The sequence below is a fragment of the Streptomyces geranii genome, assembly GCF_002954775.1.
In the GTDB taxonomy this organism is placed as follows: domain Bacteria; phylum Actinomycetota; class Actinomycetes; order Streptomycetales; family Streptomycetaceae; genus Streptomyces; species Streptomyces geranii.
This window is the reverse complement of record NZ_PJME01000012.1, coordinates 172,363-188,512: the sequence shown is the minus strand read 5'-3', so window position 1 is coordinate 188,512 and position 16,150 is coordinate 172,363. Positions and strand designations below refer to the sequence as shown.

Sequence of the window (16,150 nt, the reverse complement as noted above, 5' to 3'; positions counted from 1 at the left end):
TCTCGTCGTGTCCGGAGACAGCCAGGAAGGCCCCGTCGTGACTGAATGCGGCGTAGCGGACGCCCGGAAGCTATGTCCCAGACGCGCACGCCGCCGCTGGAGAGGTCGGCGAGCCGTTCGTTGTCGTCGTCACAGTGGCTTTGGCCCTGACGCTGCCACCCGCCGCGCAGGGCGCGGTGGTGGACGATGGCCTGGACCGTCAGCACGCCTCCGTGGGGGCAGACGGCCACCAGGCGGTCGTCGGCGCTCGGGACGACCTTCGTCGGAGCATCCGCCTCCGCCCGGAACAGCACCCGCCCGTCTGTGAGGGAACGCAGCTCCACCTGATCGTTGTAGAGGTTGCTCACCAGGTAGCCGCGGCTGCCGGAACCGAAGCTGAGCATGTCCGACGACGGAAGAGGCCGCGCCGTGCCGCCGGTCGACTTCCCGGCTGAGGTGTCCCACAGGCGACCGCCGCCGGCTCCTTCGATGGAGAGCACCCTGCCGTCCGTACTCGCCCCTGTCACCGGTGTGTCCGGGAGCCGCCCCGAGGCGATGGGGCGGTGAGCAGCGACGTCCCAGGTCCGCCAGTTCCGGCCGTTCGCGCTGAGCAGCGTACGGCCGGAATCGACGAGACGGCGCAGGGCGTCGCTGTCGGGCGCGGGGGCGGTGAAGGCGTCCAGTTCGGGTTGTGCGTCGGCGGCGAGCAAGGCGGAACGGGTTTCGGGGAGCGGGGCGATCCGCCAGGCGGCGACGCCGAGCAACATGGCGGTCCTGGGATCGGTCGTGCGCATCGCGTCGGCCACCGCTGCGACCCGACGGGCGGCTGTGTCGATCTCCTCCCGACGGCTGGTCCGCTGAAGCAGCACCGAGCACCACCGTGAACCGATGCCCGCGGACCAGATCGCCCAACTGCTCCACAAGCCGGTCGCGGCCGAAGAACAGCCCATGGTCAACGGGCTCGAACCGCACCAGCCCCCGGTACGGAGCCTGCCGGCACTCCGCCTCCTCGGCCGCTACCTCCTCGGCCGCCCCCTTCCACCGCAGCTCCCACTCGGCCGGATCCGCCCCGAACGCCCGCGCGTACGCCAGCACCATCGCAAGCGACGGCAGCCGATCGCCCGAAGCGGCCTGCGCCAGCGCGGTCACCGAGGAGCCCGCCCGGCCGGCCATCACCCGGTAGGTCGGCTTTCCGGCTGTTTCCCGCAGCACCCGCATCTCGTGAGAGGAATGCTGCAAAGCACTGGCCCGAGGATCCATCGGCCGCTCAGGACGTCCCACAACCGCACGATTCACTCGCCTCGCACGATGCGGGCAACTTGACTTTCGGGTGTTGCGGGACGGTGACGTGTTTCGACAGGAGACCCTGGAGCCACATGGTCACCGGCCCGGCAGGGATCTCCGGACCGTACACGATTCCCCACCGAGGTCGGGCTGGACATTCCTCCCGTCCGGCGTCAGGCTGCCGCATCCCGGGCAGGGGTGTGCGGGGCCGCGTTCCACGACGCCAGGAAGAGAAGCCCGTCATGGGACGGGCTGCCGGGATCGGCGGTCGAGATCACCAGCTTCTGTTCGGGGTCGGCCGTGCAGGTCAGGCTGTCCCAGTCGAGGGTGAGGTCGCCGACGAGCGGATGTCGCAACCTCTTGGTGCCCATCCGCAGACCGGTCATCGGGCGGCCTGCCCACCACTGCCGGAATTCGGCGTCGGCCACCGAGAGTTCGCCGACGAGCGCGGTCAGCCCGGGGTCGCCAGGGCGCCTGGCGGCTTCCATGCGCAGGTGGGCGACGCAGATCCGGGCGTTCGTCCGCCAGTCGAGATACAGATCCCGGTAGGCGGGGTCGGTGAAGAGCAGCCGGGCGTAGTTCCGCTTCTTCTCCGGGACCAGGGCGAAGTCGGTGAGAAGGGCGGCTGCCAGAGGGTTCCAGGCGAGGATGTCCAACTGCCGGCCCAGGACGAGCGCGGGAGTCGTCGTCAGCTCGTCGAGGACGCGCCTGAGCTGCGGGTGGACCTTCTGCACCGGGCGGCGGCGCGGTTCGTACCCGCCGCTCGCGGCCAGCCCGAGCAGGTGCTCGCGCTGGTCGTCGTCGAGGTGCAGGACACGCACGAGCGCGGCGAGCACCGACCTCGGCACAGGAGCGCGCCCCTGCTCCAACCGTGCATAGGCGTGGGTGCTGATTCCCAGGAGTCGGGCGACCTCCTCCCTGCGCAGTCCCGGCAGGCGCCGGGAGGACCCGGTCTCGGGCAGGCCCACGGTCCGCGGGCTGAGTTGGGCTCGGCACTCCTTGAGGAACTCTCCTAGTTCAGGCAAATGTTCTTTGCTGTACATAGTGGCCAGTGTCGCAGCGTTCATCCGGAAATTGAGGGGGAGGATTTTCTCCCAGGGTTCGGCAATCACATCGCGTCCTTCCCGTGGCAGGTCAGCCGACCTGACCGGGTGTCCGGGAGGCGAGGTCTCGCAGTCCGTCGTACGACCGTGTGCCGGGCTCCGCCGTCCAGACGACGAGTTCCTGATCCGGATCGCCCGCGCAGGTGAAGGTGTCCCGGTCGAGGACGAGTTCGCCGACGAGGGGGTGGTGGAACCTCTTCATGCCCAGTCTGCGCGAGGGCTCGCGACGGTCTCCCCACCATTGCCCGAAGTCGCTGTCCTGCATGGAGAGTTCGCCGACCAGACTGGTCAGCCGCGGATCGTCCGGGTAGCGGGCGGCCGTCGTGCGCAGATGGGACACGCAGCCACGGGCTTCCGCACGCCAGTCCGCGTACAGGGTCCGCATGGACGGGTCGGTGAAGAGGATGCGGGCGCAGTTCCGCTTGTCCTCCGGCACCTTCGCGAAGTCGGTGATGAGAGCGGCGGCGAGCGGATTCCACGCGAGGATGTCCATACGGTGGCCGATCACCACGCCGGGACTCGCGGTGAGACCGTCGAGCAGGCGGCGCAACTGCGGGTGCGCCTTCTGGGTGGCCGGGCGGCGGTGCTGTGCCCTTTGCCGGCCGGCCAGCTCGAACAGGTGGTCACGCTGGTGATCGGACAGATGAAGGGCATGGGCCAGGGCGCCCAGCACCGCCGCCGACGGCTGGATGCGGCCCTGCTCAAGCCTTGTGTAGTGGTCGGAGCTGATGGCGGCGAGCAGGGCGACCTCCTCCCTGCGCAGGCCGGGCACACGCCGGCCGCCGGTGTCGGGCAGGCCGACGGTGCGCGGGCTCAGTCCGGCCCTCAGCGCCTTGAGAAATGATCCCAGCTCGTTCAGATGCGCGTCGCTGGTCATAGCAGCCAGTGTTGCACCGCTCGGCCTTCGGGAGGGGGGTAGGGATCTCTCCCCTGGATAAGTGATTCCGCGGATGGAATTCTCCCCTTTGAGGGTTCCCGTGCGCATGGCAGGGTCGGTTTCGTGTTCGGTGGCCGGAATCGACTTGCGGTGAGTATTTACCCAGACAGTCGGAACGGGCAATCGCCCGACGGGAATTCCTTTCCGGAAGTTGCTGGTTTCCTATTTCAAACACGTCTCTCCGACCCCTGCCGAACTCGCTTCGCTCCGCAGCCGGCACCGACCCGGCCCCAGCCCGGAGGCCGGGAATCCTGAAATCCCCCCGCACACACGCAAGGAGCACGTCCCATGTCCGAGCGGAAGAAGTTCGCGCCACCTGCGATCCAGGAGTTCGCGCCCAAGCTCGCGGAATTGACCGACACCGTCCTGTTCGGCGACATCTGGGAGCGGCCGGGTCTGTCCCCGCGCGACCGCAGCCTGATCACTGTCACCGCTCTCGCCGCCCTGTACCGGACCGACCAGCTCGGTTTCCACCTCGGCAAGGCGCTGGAGAACGGTGTGACCAAGGACGAGCTGGTCGAGGCCATCACCCATCTGGCGTTCTACGCCGGATGGCCCAACTCCATGACCGCGATGACCCAGCTCAAGGAGATCGTGGAGAGGTCCGAGCAGCCCGACTGATGTCCACCCGGCTCGAACACCTCTGGGACGACGACCTCAACGGCCCCCGTGTTCAGCGCGTGCCCGGCCCTGACGCCACGACAGACCGACAAGAGTTGAGAAGGCATCATGCGCGCAACCATCATTCACGCACCCGGTGACATCCGGGTCGAAGACCACCCCGAGCCGAGGATCACGGCGCCGACGGACGCGGTCATCCGCACCGTCGCCACCTGCGTGTGCGGCTCCGACCTGTGGAGCTACCGGGGGGTCCTGCCGGTCACCGCGCCGCAGCCGATCGGCCACGAGTACGTCGGCGTCGTCGAGGAGGTCGGCAGCGACGTGTCGACCGTCAGGCCGGGCCAGTTCGTCATCGGCTCCTTCGTCGCCTCCGACAACACCTGCCCGATCTGCCGGGCCGGCTACCAGACCTCCTGCCGGCACGCGCAGTGGGTGAACGGCGCCCAGGCCGAGTACGTCCGGGTCCCCCTCGCCGACGGCACCCTGGTCCCCACCCCGGAGCAGCCGGACGACGACCTGATCCCGGACCTGCTGACCCTCTCCGACGTCATGGGCACCGGCTGGTACGCCGCCAAGGCCGCCGAGGTCAGGCCCGGTTCGACCGCGGTGGTCGTCGGAGACGGCGCGGTCGGTCTCTCCGGTGTCATCGCCGCGAGGGAACTCGGCGCCGAGCGGATCATCGCCATGTCCCGGCACGAGTCCCGGCAGAAGCTGGCCCTGGAGTTCGGCGCCACCGACATCGTCACCGAACGCGGCGAAGAAGGCGTCGCCCGCGTCAAGGAACTGACGGACGGTATCGGTGCCGACTCGGTCCTCGAGTGCGTCGGCACACAGGAGTCGATGCACCAGGGCCTGCAGTCGGCCCGCCCGGGTGGCAACGTCGGCTTCGTCGGCTTTCCCCACGGCACGCGGATCGACGGCCAGCAGCTCTTCTTCTCCCACGTCGGTCTGCGCGGCGGACCCGCCCCCGTGCGCGCCTACCTCCCCGACCTGATCGACCGCGTCTTCAGCGGCCGTATCAAGCCGGGCAAGGTCTTCGACCTCACCCTGCCCCTGGAGGAGGCCGCCGAAGGCTACAAGGCCATGGCCGAACGCCGCGCCATCAAGACGCTGCTGCGTCCCTGACCTGAGCAGAGCCCCGGCGGGGGGGGGGGGGGGGGGGGGGGGCCCCCCCCCCCCCCGCCCCCCGCGGGGGGGGGGGGGGGGGGGGCCCCCCCCCCCCCCCCCCGCCGGCACCACCGAGCAGCAGCGGCCGTTCGGCTGCCGCGGCCACCGAGGAGAACGGACCGTCAGCCATGACCAGCGAGGCGATCGCCACCGTCGAGGCGTACTTCGACGCCTTCGGCACACGCGACCCGGAGCGGATCCTCGTCCACTTCGCTCCCGATGTGACGTGGACGATCCCGGGCGATCCGGCGCTCACCCCCTGGGCCGGGAGCCGCACCGGGCCGGAGGAGGCCGGGCGGTCACTCGCCGCGTTCTTCGCCGCCGTCGAGCCACTCGCATTCGAACTGGGCACCATGGTGGAGTCCGACGGACGGGTCCTGGTGCCGGGCCGGTACACCTCCCGGTTCCATCCCTCGGGGCAGGTGCTCGAAAGCGAGATGATCCTGCGTTTCACCGTCGGCGGCGGTCTGATCACCGACTACCGCGTTTTCGAGGACTCGCTCGGAATCACCCGTACCCATCTCGGTGAACCGCTCACCGGCACTTCCGTCGCGTCGGCGCCGACATGGACGAGCGACGAGCTCGACCGCATCGGTGGGGCGGACGAGTTGCAGATGTCTCCGCTCCGGCGGGACGGCACTCCTCACCGACCGGTGCCGATCTGGGTCGTCCGCGACGGCGACGACCTGTACGTCCGCTCCTTCCGGAGGGTGGACGGCGGCTGGTGGCGCACGGCCCACGCAAGCCATGAGGGGCACGTCCGATCCGGCGGCGTCGACAAGGACGTCACCTTCGTCGAGGTGCCGGACTCCGGCGTGAACGACCGCATCGACACCGCGTACCGCACCAAGTACGGCCGCTTCGGCGGCGCGTACGTCGATCCCATGGTGGCGGCGCGCTCCACGACGCTGAAGCTGGTACCCAGATGATCAAGACGTGCCCGATGACGGCCACTGGACTCCCGCCGGCCGTCCGCCCGACCCAGGAGCAAACCCCGTGATCGGTCTCGAACTCGTCGTACTCCTGGGCGTGGCGGTGCTGGTCGGCCAGTTCGTCGCGCAGCGCCTGGGCGTCGCACCGCCCGTCGTGCTGCTGGTCGTGGGTGCACTCGTCGGGCTGGTGCCCGCCGCGCGTCAGACCCAACTCCCACCGGAAGTAGTGCTGTTGCTCTTCCTTCCGGTCTTGCTGTACTGGGAGAGCCTCACCACGTCCATGCGGGAGATCCGGACGAACCTGCGCGGCATCGCTCTGCTCAGCACCGTCCTGGTGATTCTCACCGCGGGCGCGGTGGCGGTCGCCGGACACGCGCTCGGCCTGCCATGGGGACCGGCCTGGGCGCTGGGCGCGGCCGTGGCCCCCACCGACGCGACAGCGGTGGGCGTCCTGGCCCGCGCGCTGCCGCGCCGTCAGGTCACCGTGCTGCGTGCGGAGAGCCTGGTCAACGACGGCACCGCCCTGGTCATCTTCGGCCTGGCGGTCGGTATCACGGTCGGCGAGGACCACCTCACCCTTCCGCACGTCGGCGCACTGTTCCTCCTGGCCTACGGGGGAGGGGCCGCGGTGGGGGTGGCGGTCGCCTGGGTCAACATGAATCTGCGACGCCGCCTGGACGATCCCCTGCTGGGCAACCTCGTCATGATCCTTGCGCCGTTCACCGCCTATCTGCTCGCCGAGTTCATCCACGCCTCGGGAGTCCTCGCGGTCGTCGTGAGCGGGCTGATCATGGCCCAGGTGGCTCCCAGTCTCATCCGCGCCGAGCACCGCCGCCAGGCCCTGGCCTTCTGGCCCCTGCTCACCTTCATCATCAACGGCACCCTGTTCGTCCTGGTCGGGGTGGAACTCCAGTACGCGCTGCGCCACTTGAGCCGGTCCGACCTCCGGGACGGGCTGATCGCGATCGGCGTGGTCAGCCTGGTCCTCGTCCTGGTCCGGTTCGCGTTCCTGTTCTCGTCGACGTACCTGGTCCGCCTGATCGACCGACGGCCCCAGCAGCGGGAACTGAGAATGAGTCACCGCGCCCGCGTGGTCAGCGGGTTCGCGGGCTTCAGGGGCGCGGTGTCGCTCGCCGTGGCACTCTCCGTGCCGGCGACCCTCGACTCGGGCGCTCCCTTCCCCGAGCGTGACTTCATCGTCTTCGTCACCTCCGGCGTCATCGTGGTGACCCTCGTGGTGCAGGGACTGCTGCTGCCGCGTGTCGTGCGCTGGGCCAGGCTGCCGCACGACACCTCCGTCGACGAGGAAGAGGTTCTCGCCGACACCACGGCAACCGAGGAGGCACTCCAGGCGCTCCCGCGACTCGCGGACGAACTGGGCACCTCCCCGAAGGTCATGGAGTGGCTGCGCCAGGAGTACGAGGCCCACCTGGCCACCGTACGGGCCAGAAGCGTGGGCTCGGACGGAGACCCCGCGCTGCTCCACAACCGCCACTACACCGACCTCCGCCTGGCGCTCATCGCCCACAAACGCGCAACCGTCGTCCGCCTGCGCGACGAACGCGACATCGACGACACCGTGCTGCGCCGCCTCCAGGCAACCCTGGACAACGAAGAGGTGCGCCTGGCCGGACGCGAACAGGCGGAGTGAGCCGACCCCGGCACCCGCTCCCGTCTCGTTCCAAGCCCTACAAGAAGGACCCCTGCGATGTCCTCCGGCCTCATCGACGTCCATGCCCACCTCCTGCCCGACTTCTACGTCCAACAGGCGACAGCGGCCGGCCACGCGCACCCCGACGGCATGGGCGGTTGGCCCTCATGGTCCGTGCAGGCGCACCTCGATCTGATGGACCGGGGCGGTATCGAGACCGCGATGCTCTCCATGTCCTCCCCGGGCGTGCACTTCGGCGACGACAAGGCGGCCCGCGTCCTGGCCCGGCGGGTCAACGAGTACACGGCCGGGCTGACCCGCGACCACCCGGGCCGCTTCGGCAACTTCGTGTCGCTTCCGCTGCCGGACGTGGACGGTGCCCTGGAGGAGATCGCCTTCGCCTTCGACGAACTCGCCGCCGACGGCGTGGCCCTGCTGACCCACACGCACGGCGTCTACCTCGGCGACCAGCGCCTCGACCCCCTCTTCGCGGAACTCGACCGCAGGCGGGCCGTGGTGTTCCTGCACCCCACATCACCGGTGTGCTGGGAACACTCGGCGCTCGGCAGGCCACGGCCGATGGTCGAGTACATCTTCGACACGGCCCGCACGGTCACCGACCTGGTGATGGCGGGTGTCCTGACGCGTCACCCGAACCTCCAGGTGATCGTCCCGCACTGCGGTGGCGCGATTCCCGTCCTGGCCGATCGCATCAACGAGTTCATGAGGCTGTTCGTGCCCGCGGAGAAGTCGCCCACCAAGGATGCGGTGCAGCAACTGCGCGGCCTGTACTACGACATGGCGGGCACGGCCTTCCCACGCCAGGTGCCCGCACTGCTGAAGCTCGTCGACCCCGACCGCGTGCTCTTCGGCAGCGACTACTGCTGGACGCCCGCACCGCTGGCCGACGCCCACATCGCGGCGATCGACACAGCCGAACCACCGGCGCCGGGGACCACATGGCGTTCCCTGACGACGGCCAACGCCCAGCGCCTTTTCCCGGAGGCAGGGGGCGGAGGTCTCAACGGCCATTGACATTCCCTCCGAATTCCTCACGCGTGCCGAGAAACGAAAGTGTCCTGGCTTCTTTCGAAACCGTTGTGACAGCGACTTCGTTTCCGTCTGTTGACGCCTTTGTTGCGATCGACTTTCGTGGTGGATCACACGGGACGAGTTGGAGGAACGGTGGCAGGGACGGCGTCGTACGAGCGGGAGATGGAGATTCTCCGTCTGCTCGATGTCGAATCCCGGGTTTCGGTCACGGAGCTCAGCTCCCGTTTCTCCATCTCACCCGTGACGATCCGCAAGGATCTCGAAATGCTGGAACGGCGCCGCCTGCTGCGTCGGGTCCGTGGCGGCGCGGTCCGGACCGAGCACAGCGACGAGGGTGCTTTCGAACTGCGCCTGCTGCACCGGGCCGAGGTGAAGCGGGCGATCGCCCGGGAGGCGGCGCGGCTGGTCCGGGACGGTGACGCGATCGCCCTGGACTGCAGCACCACCTGCTACTACCTCGCCGAGCAACTGCGCGACCGGCAGGGCCTGGTGGTGGTGACCAACGGGCTGCGCGCCGCCGAACTGCTCGGCTCGTCGGCGACCGTCGTACTGACGGGCGGCACGCTGCGGCCCTCGTCATGGTCCTTGGTCGGCGACGACACGGACTTCCCCGTGCGCGGGGGCCCCTTGGGGCTCGGCTTCTTCGGGGTGCGTTCGGTGTCGCCCGCGCACGGCCTGCTGGAACTCAGCAACGAGGAGGGCGCGGCCAAGCGCCGGCTCGGCGCGGCATGCCGGAAGGTGTACGCGCTGTTCGACTCCTCGAAGGTGAGCAGGTTCGCGATGTATCCGTTCGTTCCGGTGGACCGGATCTCCGGGCTGATCACCGATGCGGGGTTCCCCGACGAGGCGGTGCCCGCATGGCGCGCGGCGGACGTGACCGTGCACCGCGTCACGGCCGTTCCACAGGACTGACCACGGTGTCGGCCGTCCGGCCGGCACCGATCACAAACCAGAAGGGCTTTCACGGTGGAAGAGCGAATCCTCGGCCGCACCGGTCGACAGGTCGGTGTGGTGGGGCTGGGCGCCTGGCAGTTGGGCGCCGACTGGGGCGACGTCGACGAGGACCAGGCCCTGGCCGTCCTGTCCGCGGCGGCCGATGCGGGAGTGACGTTCATCGACACGGCGGACGCGTACGGCGACGGGCGCAGTGAGCAGGTGATCGGCCGGTTCCTCAAGGCGCGCGGGGACGACGGGATCACGGTGGCCACCAAGATGGGCCGCCGGGTCATGCCGCAGGACCCGGCCATCTACACACTGGACAACTTCCGGGCGTGGACCGACCGTTCCCGCTCCAACCTGGGTGTCGACACCCTGGACCTGGTGCAACTGCACTGCCCGCCCACCGCCGTGTACTCCACCGACGAGGTCTTCGACGCCCTGGACATCCTCGTACAGGAAGAGCGGATCGCGGCGTACGGCGTGAGCGTGGAGACCCGGGCCGAGGCCCTGGCAGCCATCGCGCGCCCCGGTGTCGCGAGCGTCCAGCTCATCCTGAACATGCTGCGGCTCGGCCCCCTGGACGAGGTGCTGCCGGCGGCGAGGGAGGCGGGGGTGGGCATCGTCGCGCGGGTGCCGCTGGCCAGCGGTCTGCTGTCCGGGCGCTACGACGTGAACACCACGTTCGCCGCCGACGACCACCGGACGTACAACCGGCACGGTGAGGCCTTCGACATCGGCGAGACGTTCTCCGGAGTGGACTTCGCCACCGGCCTGCAAGCGGTTCGGTGGCTGGCTCCCCTGGTGCCGCCGGGTGCCGTCATGGCGCAGTTCGCCCTGCGCTGGATCGTCGACCAGCCCGGCGTGAGCGTTGTCATCCCGGGCGCCCGCACCCCCGAACAGGCACGCGGCAACGCTGCCGCCGCACACCTGGCGCCGCTGTCCGAGGACGCCCTGCGGACGGTGTACGACGTGTACGACGAGCTCATCGCTCCGCAGGTGGCTCACCGATGGTGAAGGAGACGGTCTCGCCGGAGGGCCTGCGAGTCCGTGTCGGCCATCACCACAACCCCTACGGCTATCTGCTGGGAGACGACGAACTCGACGCACTGCTCCTGGACCTGGGCCTTCGGCGGGCGGCGAGCATCCGCGCGGGCCACGAGGCGGTCGGGGACAGCGCACCACGCGGTGTCTACGGGCGGCCCTGCATGGCGTTCGTCCTGATGGATCCGACCGCCGGACCGTGGGTGTCCAACGAGCAGGCGGTCATGGCCGCCGTGGTGGTCGGCGACGACGGTGCCCGGTTCCTGCCGAACGCGGCGGCCAAGGCCGGCGGCCACCGTCGGCTCGGGCGCAACTACGGCGAGGCGGTGCTCGTCGACACCCACCTGTGCGGAACGGGCCACTTCCGGTACGGGCACTCCGCCGAGGTACGAGGAGTCGTCGTCGGCTCCAGCGCCCAGACCACGGACCAGGACCTGTTCGAAGCGGGCGCCCTCGCCAAGGACTTCGTCGACGCCATCACCGAACGCCACCTCGTCTGGCAGGTGAAGACCGGGCCGGGGGAGTGGCTCGGTTCCGAAGACGTTCCCGGTGACGAGCACCGCGCCCTGGTGAGCTGGTTCATGAACTGACATGCCCCTGCCATGGAAGTGGTCACCGCTGTACCGACCGATAGGAGGAGATGTGAACCGTCGAGATCTGATCAAGGCCGCGATCGCCGCGGGAACCGCGAGCATACCGGCGACCCTTGTCATGGGATCCCTGCCCGCCCACGCGGCGGACGTGCCCTGGAACGCCACCGGTGCCGGAAACCCGGTCGTGCCGGGGTTCTTCGCCGACCCGAGCATCTATGTGATCAACGGGGTCTATCACCTGTACTGCACCACCGACGGCTACGGCTGGGACAGCCCCGCACCCACCGTATGGACATCGACGGACCTGGTGCGCTGGTCGAACGCGCCACTGCCGCTGAGCCCTGCACCCAACGTGTTCTGGGCGCCGAGCCTGGCTGCGAAGAACGGTAAGTACTACCTGTACTACGCCAAGGGCCTGGCAGGCTCGTTCGTGGCCGTGGCGGACCGGCCGACGGGTCCGTTCACCGAGGTGGCCCAGCTCGGCGGCAACAAGCTCATCGACCCGCAGACCTTCGTGGACGACGACGGCACGGCCTACCTCTACTACGGCGGCGGTGGCCGGCCGAGGGTCGGCAGGCTGGCCCCGAACATGACCTCCTTCGCCTCGGACACCGCGCTGAGTGTGAGCGAGTTCCTGGAGGGCGCGTTCGTCTTCAAGCGGGGCGGCGGCTATTACCTGATGAGCTCGTTGGGAAACACCTCGAAGACCAACTACCGGGTGGTGTACAGCCGGAGCAGTTCGCCCCTGGGCCCGTTCACCAAACCGGCCAGGAGTCTCCTCCTCAGCGGTGCGGCGGGCGCTCCCGTCGAGTCACCCGGGCACAACTCCGTACTGGTACGCGGCAGGGACCACTACATCGTCTACCACCGGCACGACAACCCGCACAGCGCCGACGGGCTGCACCGGCAGATCTGTGTGGACCGGATGACGTTCAACTCCGACGGCACCATCAACCCGATCAACCCGACCAACACCGGCGTGGGCGCGTTGCCGCTGGGCTCCCCGCCACCGATCGAGCAGGACCTCGCCGCCGGACGGCCGGTCACCGCCTCGTCGTCGCTGTCCGGCTTCCCCGCGAGCTACGCGTGCGACGGCAACAACGGCACCCGTTGGGCCGCCACGAACAGGAGCCTGCCGCAGTGGATCCGGGTGGACCTCGGAGCCACGTACGACATCGGGCGATGTGAGACGACGATGGAGTACGTCCGCAAGAAGGTCGCCTACCGGATCGAGTACTCGACCAACGGCTCGGCCTGGTCCCTCTACGCCGACCGCACCGGCGGCGGGGGAGCGGCAGGCAGTCCCCTCATCGACATCCGGTCCGGGGTCAGGGCGCGCTACCTCCGGCTGACCGTCACCGGCAAGGAGGACCCGGCCAACTTCGCCTGTGTGCACAACTTCAAGGTGTACCGGCCCGGAGGCCACCTGCGCCTGGTCAACCGCAACAGCGGCCTGACCCTTGGCGTCGCCGACGGCTCGACCGCGGACGGCGGTGGCGTGGTCCAGGACACCTACCGGGGTGCCGCGGGGCAGCAGTGGACGCTGTCCGACCGGGGAGACGGGCACTTCACGATCGTCAACCGGGGCAGCGGCGGGACGCTCGATGTGGCGGGCGCCTCCATCGCCGACGGCGGTGGCGTCGTGCACGCCGTCGGCCGGGGAACGAGCCGACAGCAGTGGCGACTTGCCCCGGTCCCGGGCGGCTACTACACGATCGTCAACCGCAACAGCGGCAAGGCCCTCGACATGGCGAACCGATCGACCGCGGTCGGCGCCGAGGCGCTGCAGTGGACCGACCGGGGAGCCGCCAACCAGCAGTGGGTGCTCCAACTGCCCTGACGAATACCGCTCCATCCGCGAAGAGGGAAGGAACGTACTCACCCATGATCGAAGACACGCCAGCGACGCCCGCGGACCCGACACCTCCGCCGGAACGGCGCCGCGCCCAACCACCGCATTCCGCCGGAAGAAACGGCATCGGAGAGGGCATCAGAAGCGGCAGACGAAACGGCCGACGGCTGCGCGCCGCAGTCCTCGCGCTCTCGATGGCCGCCGGCGCACTGATCAGCTGGCCCCAGGGGAGTGCCGAGGCGGCACCGGCACCCTACGCCGGATACCTCTTCGTCTACTTCACCGGAGAGGGAAGCGCCACGGGCGAGCAGATCTACTACGCGCTGAGCAAGGGGAACGACCCGCTGCACTGGACGGAACTCAACGGCGGCAAGCCGGTTCTGGCCTCCACGGTCGGTACGAAGGGGGTGCGAGACCCCTTCGTCACGCGCTCGCCGAAGGGTGACAGGTTCTATCTGCTCGGCACCGACCAGCGGCAGTACGGCAACCGCGACTGGGACACCCCGCAGCGCCACGGCAGCAAGAACATCGTGGTCTGGGAGTCGACCGACCTGGTCAACTGGACCAACCAGCACCTGTCCAAGGTGGCGCCGGACACCGCGGGCAACACCTGGGCCCCGGAGGCCACGTACGACGAGACGCAGGGCAAGTACGTCGTCTACTGGGCGTCGAAGATCTACGCCGCGAACGACCCGAACCACACGGGCAACACCTACAACCGCATGCTGTACGCGACCACCGCCGACTTCAGGACCTTCAGCGCGGCGAAGACATGGTTCGACCCGGGGCACTCGGTCCTCGACTCCACGGTGATCAAGAACAACGGCACCTACTACCGGCTCAACAAGGACGCGCGCGACGGCCGGACCTGCAGCAACTTCATCACCGAGGACAAGTCCACCACGATCCTGAACACCAGGTACACCGTCGTCGCCGACTGTATCGGCAGAGGCGCGATCAGCCGGGGCGAGGGCCCGCTGGTGTTCAAGTCGAACACCGGGAACAAGTGGTACCAGTTCATCGACGAGTACGGCGTCCGCGGCTACGTACCCTTCGAGACCACCGACCTCAACTCCGGCAAGTGGACTCCGTCGCCCAACTACGCGCTCCCCGCCAAACCCCGGCACGGCACCGTACTGCCGGTCACCCAGGCCGAGTACGACCGGCTGAAGAACCGGTTCCGCTGAGGCCATGCGGGTGGGGCGGAGCCTTCGCGAGTCCGGGCGTCTGCGGTCATGGGGTCGGCCGTTCGGCCGATGACGGCGCCGGGTCTCCGGCCGTTCGGCCGAGGCGACGCGGCCCCGGTTGATCGGAGAGTGGGGCAGGGCGAAGTCGCGCCCTCTCTCCCCAGCGGTCCGTGGCCGAGAAGGACAAGTTCCATGAGCCGTACCACTCGCACAGTCGCCCTGGCCGTCGTCGGCGTGCTCGCCGCACTCGCCCTGCCCGGCGGCGGCCAGGGGGCGACTGCGTCCGCCGTCCAGCCCGCGGCGGCGGACCATCCCTCCCGCCTCGACCGGTACTACGGCCAGCATCCGGCATGGCGCCGGTGCGACACGGACGCCCCCGCCTCCTACCGGTGCGCCACCGTGACCGTCCCCGTCGACTACGCGCACCCCGACGGTCGGACCCTGCGCCTGCAGATCTCCCGCCTGCGCACCAGCACGCCCGGCAAGCGGCACGGGGTCCTGCTGTCCAACCCCGGCGGCCCGGGGAACCCTGGCCTGGGGGACCCCGTGCAGCTGAAGGACGCCCTGGCCAAGAGCGTGCTCCAGCGCTACGACCTGATCGGCTTCGACCCGCGTGGACTGGGCGCCAGCAGCCCACTGCACTGCGGTCTGACCCGGGACGAGGCCCCGTCCACAGAGCCCTACCGCCCCTACCGCGACGCCACCTTCGCCAAGGACATCGCGCGCGCCCGTGCCATCGCCGCCAAGTGCACCACCCGCAACGGAAGCCGGCTGCTGCCCTACATCAACACCCGTAACACCGCACGGGACATGGACGTCGTCCGCGGAGTCCTGGGCGAACGAAAGCTCTCCTACGTCGGCTGGTCCTACGGTAGCTATCTCGGCGCCGTCTACACTCAGCTCTTCCCCCGGCACAGCGACCGTATGGTCCTCGACAGCCCGCCCGACCCCAACCGGTTCGGCAGGGGCACGGCCCTGGCCATGGCCGCCGGGGCCGAGCCCGCTTTCCAGGAGTGGAGCCGGCTGATCGCCCGCCGTGACCGCACCTACCACCTCGGCTCCACACCCGCGAAGGTCAGCGCCGCGTTCTGGCAGCTGATCGACCGGGCCGACCGCACACCGCTGCTCTACCAGGGCGACGATCCGGAGCACCAGGGCCAAGCCCTCACCGGTGCCGACATCCGCTCCTGGCTGCGCCCGTCCTTCGCCGCCGATCCCTACCAGGCCGCCGACGAAATCGTTGCCCTGCGCAAGTCCCGCCCCACCAACTTCACCACCCGCCCGGACACCGGCCCCGCAGACCCGACGGACGACAACAGCGTCGGCCTCAACTGGGCCGTCACCTGCGCCGACAACACCGCCTCCTGGCCACGCGACCCGGCCCGCTACCGGCAGGACGCCCACCGCGAGAGCGCCCGCCACCCCCTCTTCGGGGACTTCGCCGCGAACATAACCCCGTGCGCATTCTGGCCTCGCGGCGCCGAACCGGCCATCCGCGTCGACAACACCGTCGGCGCTCTCGTCGTACAGAACCAGTGGGACCCCCAGACCCCGCTGCCCGGTGGCCGTGCCATGCACGCGGCCCTGCACGGCTCGCGTCTGGCGTACGTCCGTGGGGGCCGAGGGCACGCCGTCTACGCCTTCCCCGGCGCCCCTGGATGCCTCACTCGCACCGTCGACGCCTACCTCACGGACGGGCGTCTGCCGAGGGCCGATGTCACCTGCGATGCCTCGGCCCGATGAGCACAGGACTCGTGAGCGGCCCACCGTGTCGGGATGCCCGCTCGGCGCTTCCACCGGCTCGGAGAGAT

13 protein-coding genes and 1 pseudogene are annotated in these 16,150 nt (G+C 69.5%); 11 read left to right on the top strand and 3 right to left on the bottom strand.

The genetic code is table 11. The annotated features are described in order from the left end of the window. Window positions 1-129 precede the first annotated feature (129 nt). The 3 genes from CW359_RS47365 to CW359_RS18975 all read right to left on the bottom strand — a co-directional run bounded on the left by CW359_RS47365 (window position 130) and on the right by CW359_RS18975 (window position 3,243). Window positions 130-1,077: an nSTAND1 domain-containing NTPase gene (locus CW359_RS47365; RefSeq protein WP_332874985.1), complete on the bottom strand. Its 948-nt coding sequence runs from the start codon at window positions 1,075-1,077 to the stop codon at window positions 130-132. A gap of 359 nt (window positions 1,078-1,436) precedes the next feature. After that, entirely contained in the window at window positions 1,437-2,306 is an 870-nt protein-coding gene (locus CW359_RS18980) for a helix-turn-helix transcriptional regulator (RefSeq protein ID WP_105971136.1), read from the bottom strand. Between the two features lie 91 nt (window positions 2,307-2,397). After that, a complete protein-coding gene (locus CW359_RS18975; protein WP_105971135.1) occupies window positions 2,398-3,243 on the bottom strand; it encodes a helix-turn-helix domain-containing protein in 846 nt (281 codons plus the stop codon). 348 nt (window positions 3,244-3,591) lie between these two features. Here CW359_RS18975 and CW359_RS18970 point away from each other — a divergent pair, with 348 nt between their 5' ends. The 11 genes and pseudogenes from CW359_RS18970 (at window position 3,592) to CW359_RS18915 (ending at window position 16,082) form a co-directional block, all read left to right on the top strand. Then, a complete protein-coding gene (locus tag CW359_RS18970) occupies window positions 3,592-3,924 on the top strand; it encodes a carboxymuconolactone decarboxylase family protein (RefSeq protein ID WP_105971134.1) in 333 nt (110 codons plus the stop codon). A 108-nt stretch (window positions 3,925-4,032) separates the two neighbouring features. Next, complete coding sequence (locus CW359_RS18965) at window positions 4,033-5,049, top strand: zinc-dependent alcohol dehydrogenase family protein (RefSeq protein ID WP_105971133.1); 1,017 nt, start codon at window positions 4,033-4,035, stop codon at window positions 5,047-5,049. 170 nt (window positions 5,050-5,219) lie between these two features. Continuing rightward, window positions 5,220-6,020 carry a DUF2255 family protein gene (locus CW359_RS47360; protein ID WP_332874984.1) on the top strand — a complete coding sequence of 267 codons (801 nt, stop codon included), beginning with the start codon at window positions 5,220-5,222 and terminating at the stop codon, window positions 6,018-6,020. Between the two features lie 67 nt (window positions 6,021-6,087). Next, window positions 6,088-7,674, top strand: a complete 1,587-nt coding sequence (locus tag CW359_RS18950; protein ID WP_105971132.1) for a Na+/H+ antiporter — start codon at window positions 6,088-6,090, stop codon at window positions 7,672-7,674. Window positions 7,675-7,731: 57 nt separating this feature from the next. After that, window positions 7,732-8,709, top strand: coding sequence for an amidohydrolase family protein (locus CW359_RS18945; protein ID WP_105971131.1), 978 nt, complete (start codon window positions 7,732-7,734; stop codon window positions 8,707-8,709). Window positions 8,710-8,859: 150 nt separating this feature from the next. Then, window positions 8,860-9,639, top strand: a complete 780-nt coding sequence (locus CW359_RS18940; RefSeq protein WP_157968584.1) for a DeoR/GlpR family DNA-binding transcription regulator — start codon at window positions 8,860-8,862, stop codon at window positions 9,637-9,639. Between the two features lie 54 nt (window positions 9,640-9,693). Beyond that, window positions 9,694-10,680: an aldo/keto reductase gene (locus CW359_RS18935; protein WP_105971129.1), complete on the top strand. Its 987-nt coding sequence runs from the start codon at window positions 9,694-9,696 to the stop codon at window positions 10,678-10,680. Continuing rightward, window positions 10,674-11,297, top strand: a complete 624-nt coding sequence (locus CW359_RS18930) for a hypothetical protein (protein WP_105971128.1) — start codon at window positions 10,674-10,676, stop codon at window positions 11,295-11,297. The genes CW359_RS18935 and CW359_RS18930 overlap by 7 nt, the downstream gene beginning before the upstream one ends. Window positions 11,298-11,349: 52 nt before the next feature. Beyond that, a complete protein-coding gene (locus CW359_RS18925) occupies window positions 11,350-13,140 on the top strand; it encodes a family 43 glycosylhydrolase (RefSeq protein WP_198655278.1) in 1,791 nt (596 codons plus the stop codon). 206 nt (window positions 13,141-13,346) lie between these two features. Further along, a pseudogene (locus CW359_RS18920) lies at window positions 13,347-14,321 on the top strand (glycoside hydrolase family 43 protein); the annotation flags it as partial. Between the two features lie 210 nt (window positions 14,322-14,531). Continuing rightward, window positions 14,532-16,082, top strand: coding sequence for an alpha/beta hydrolase (locus CW359_RS18915; protein WP_105971125.1), 1,551 nt, complete (start codon window positions 14,532-14,534; stop codon window positions 16,080-16,082). Window positions 16,083-16,150 lie beyond the last annotated feature (68 nt).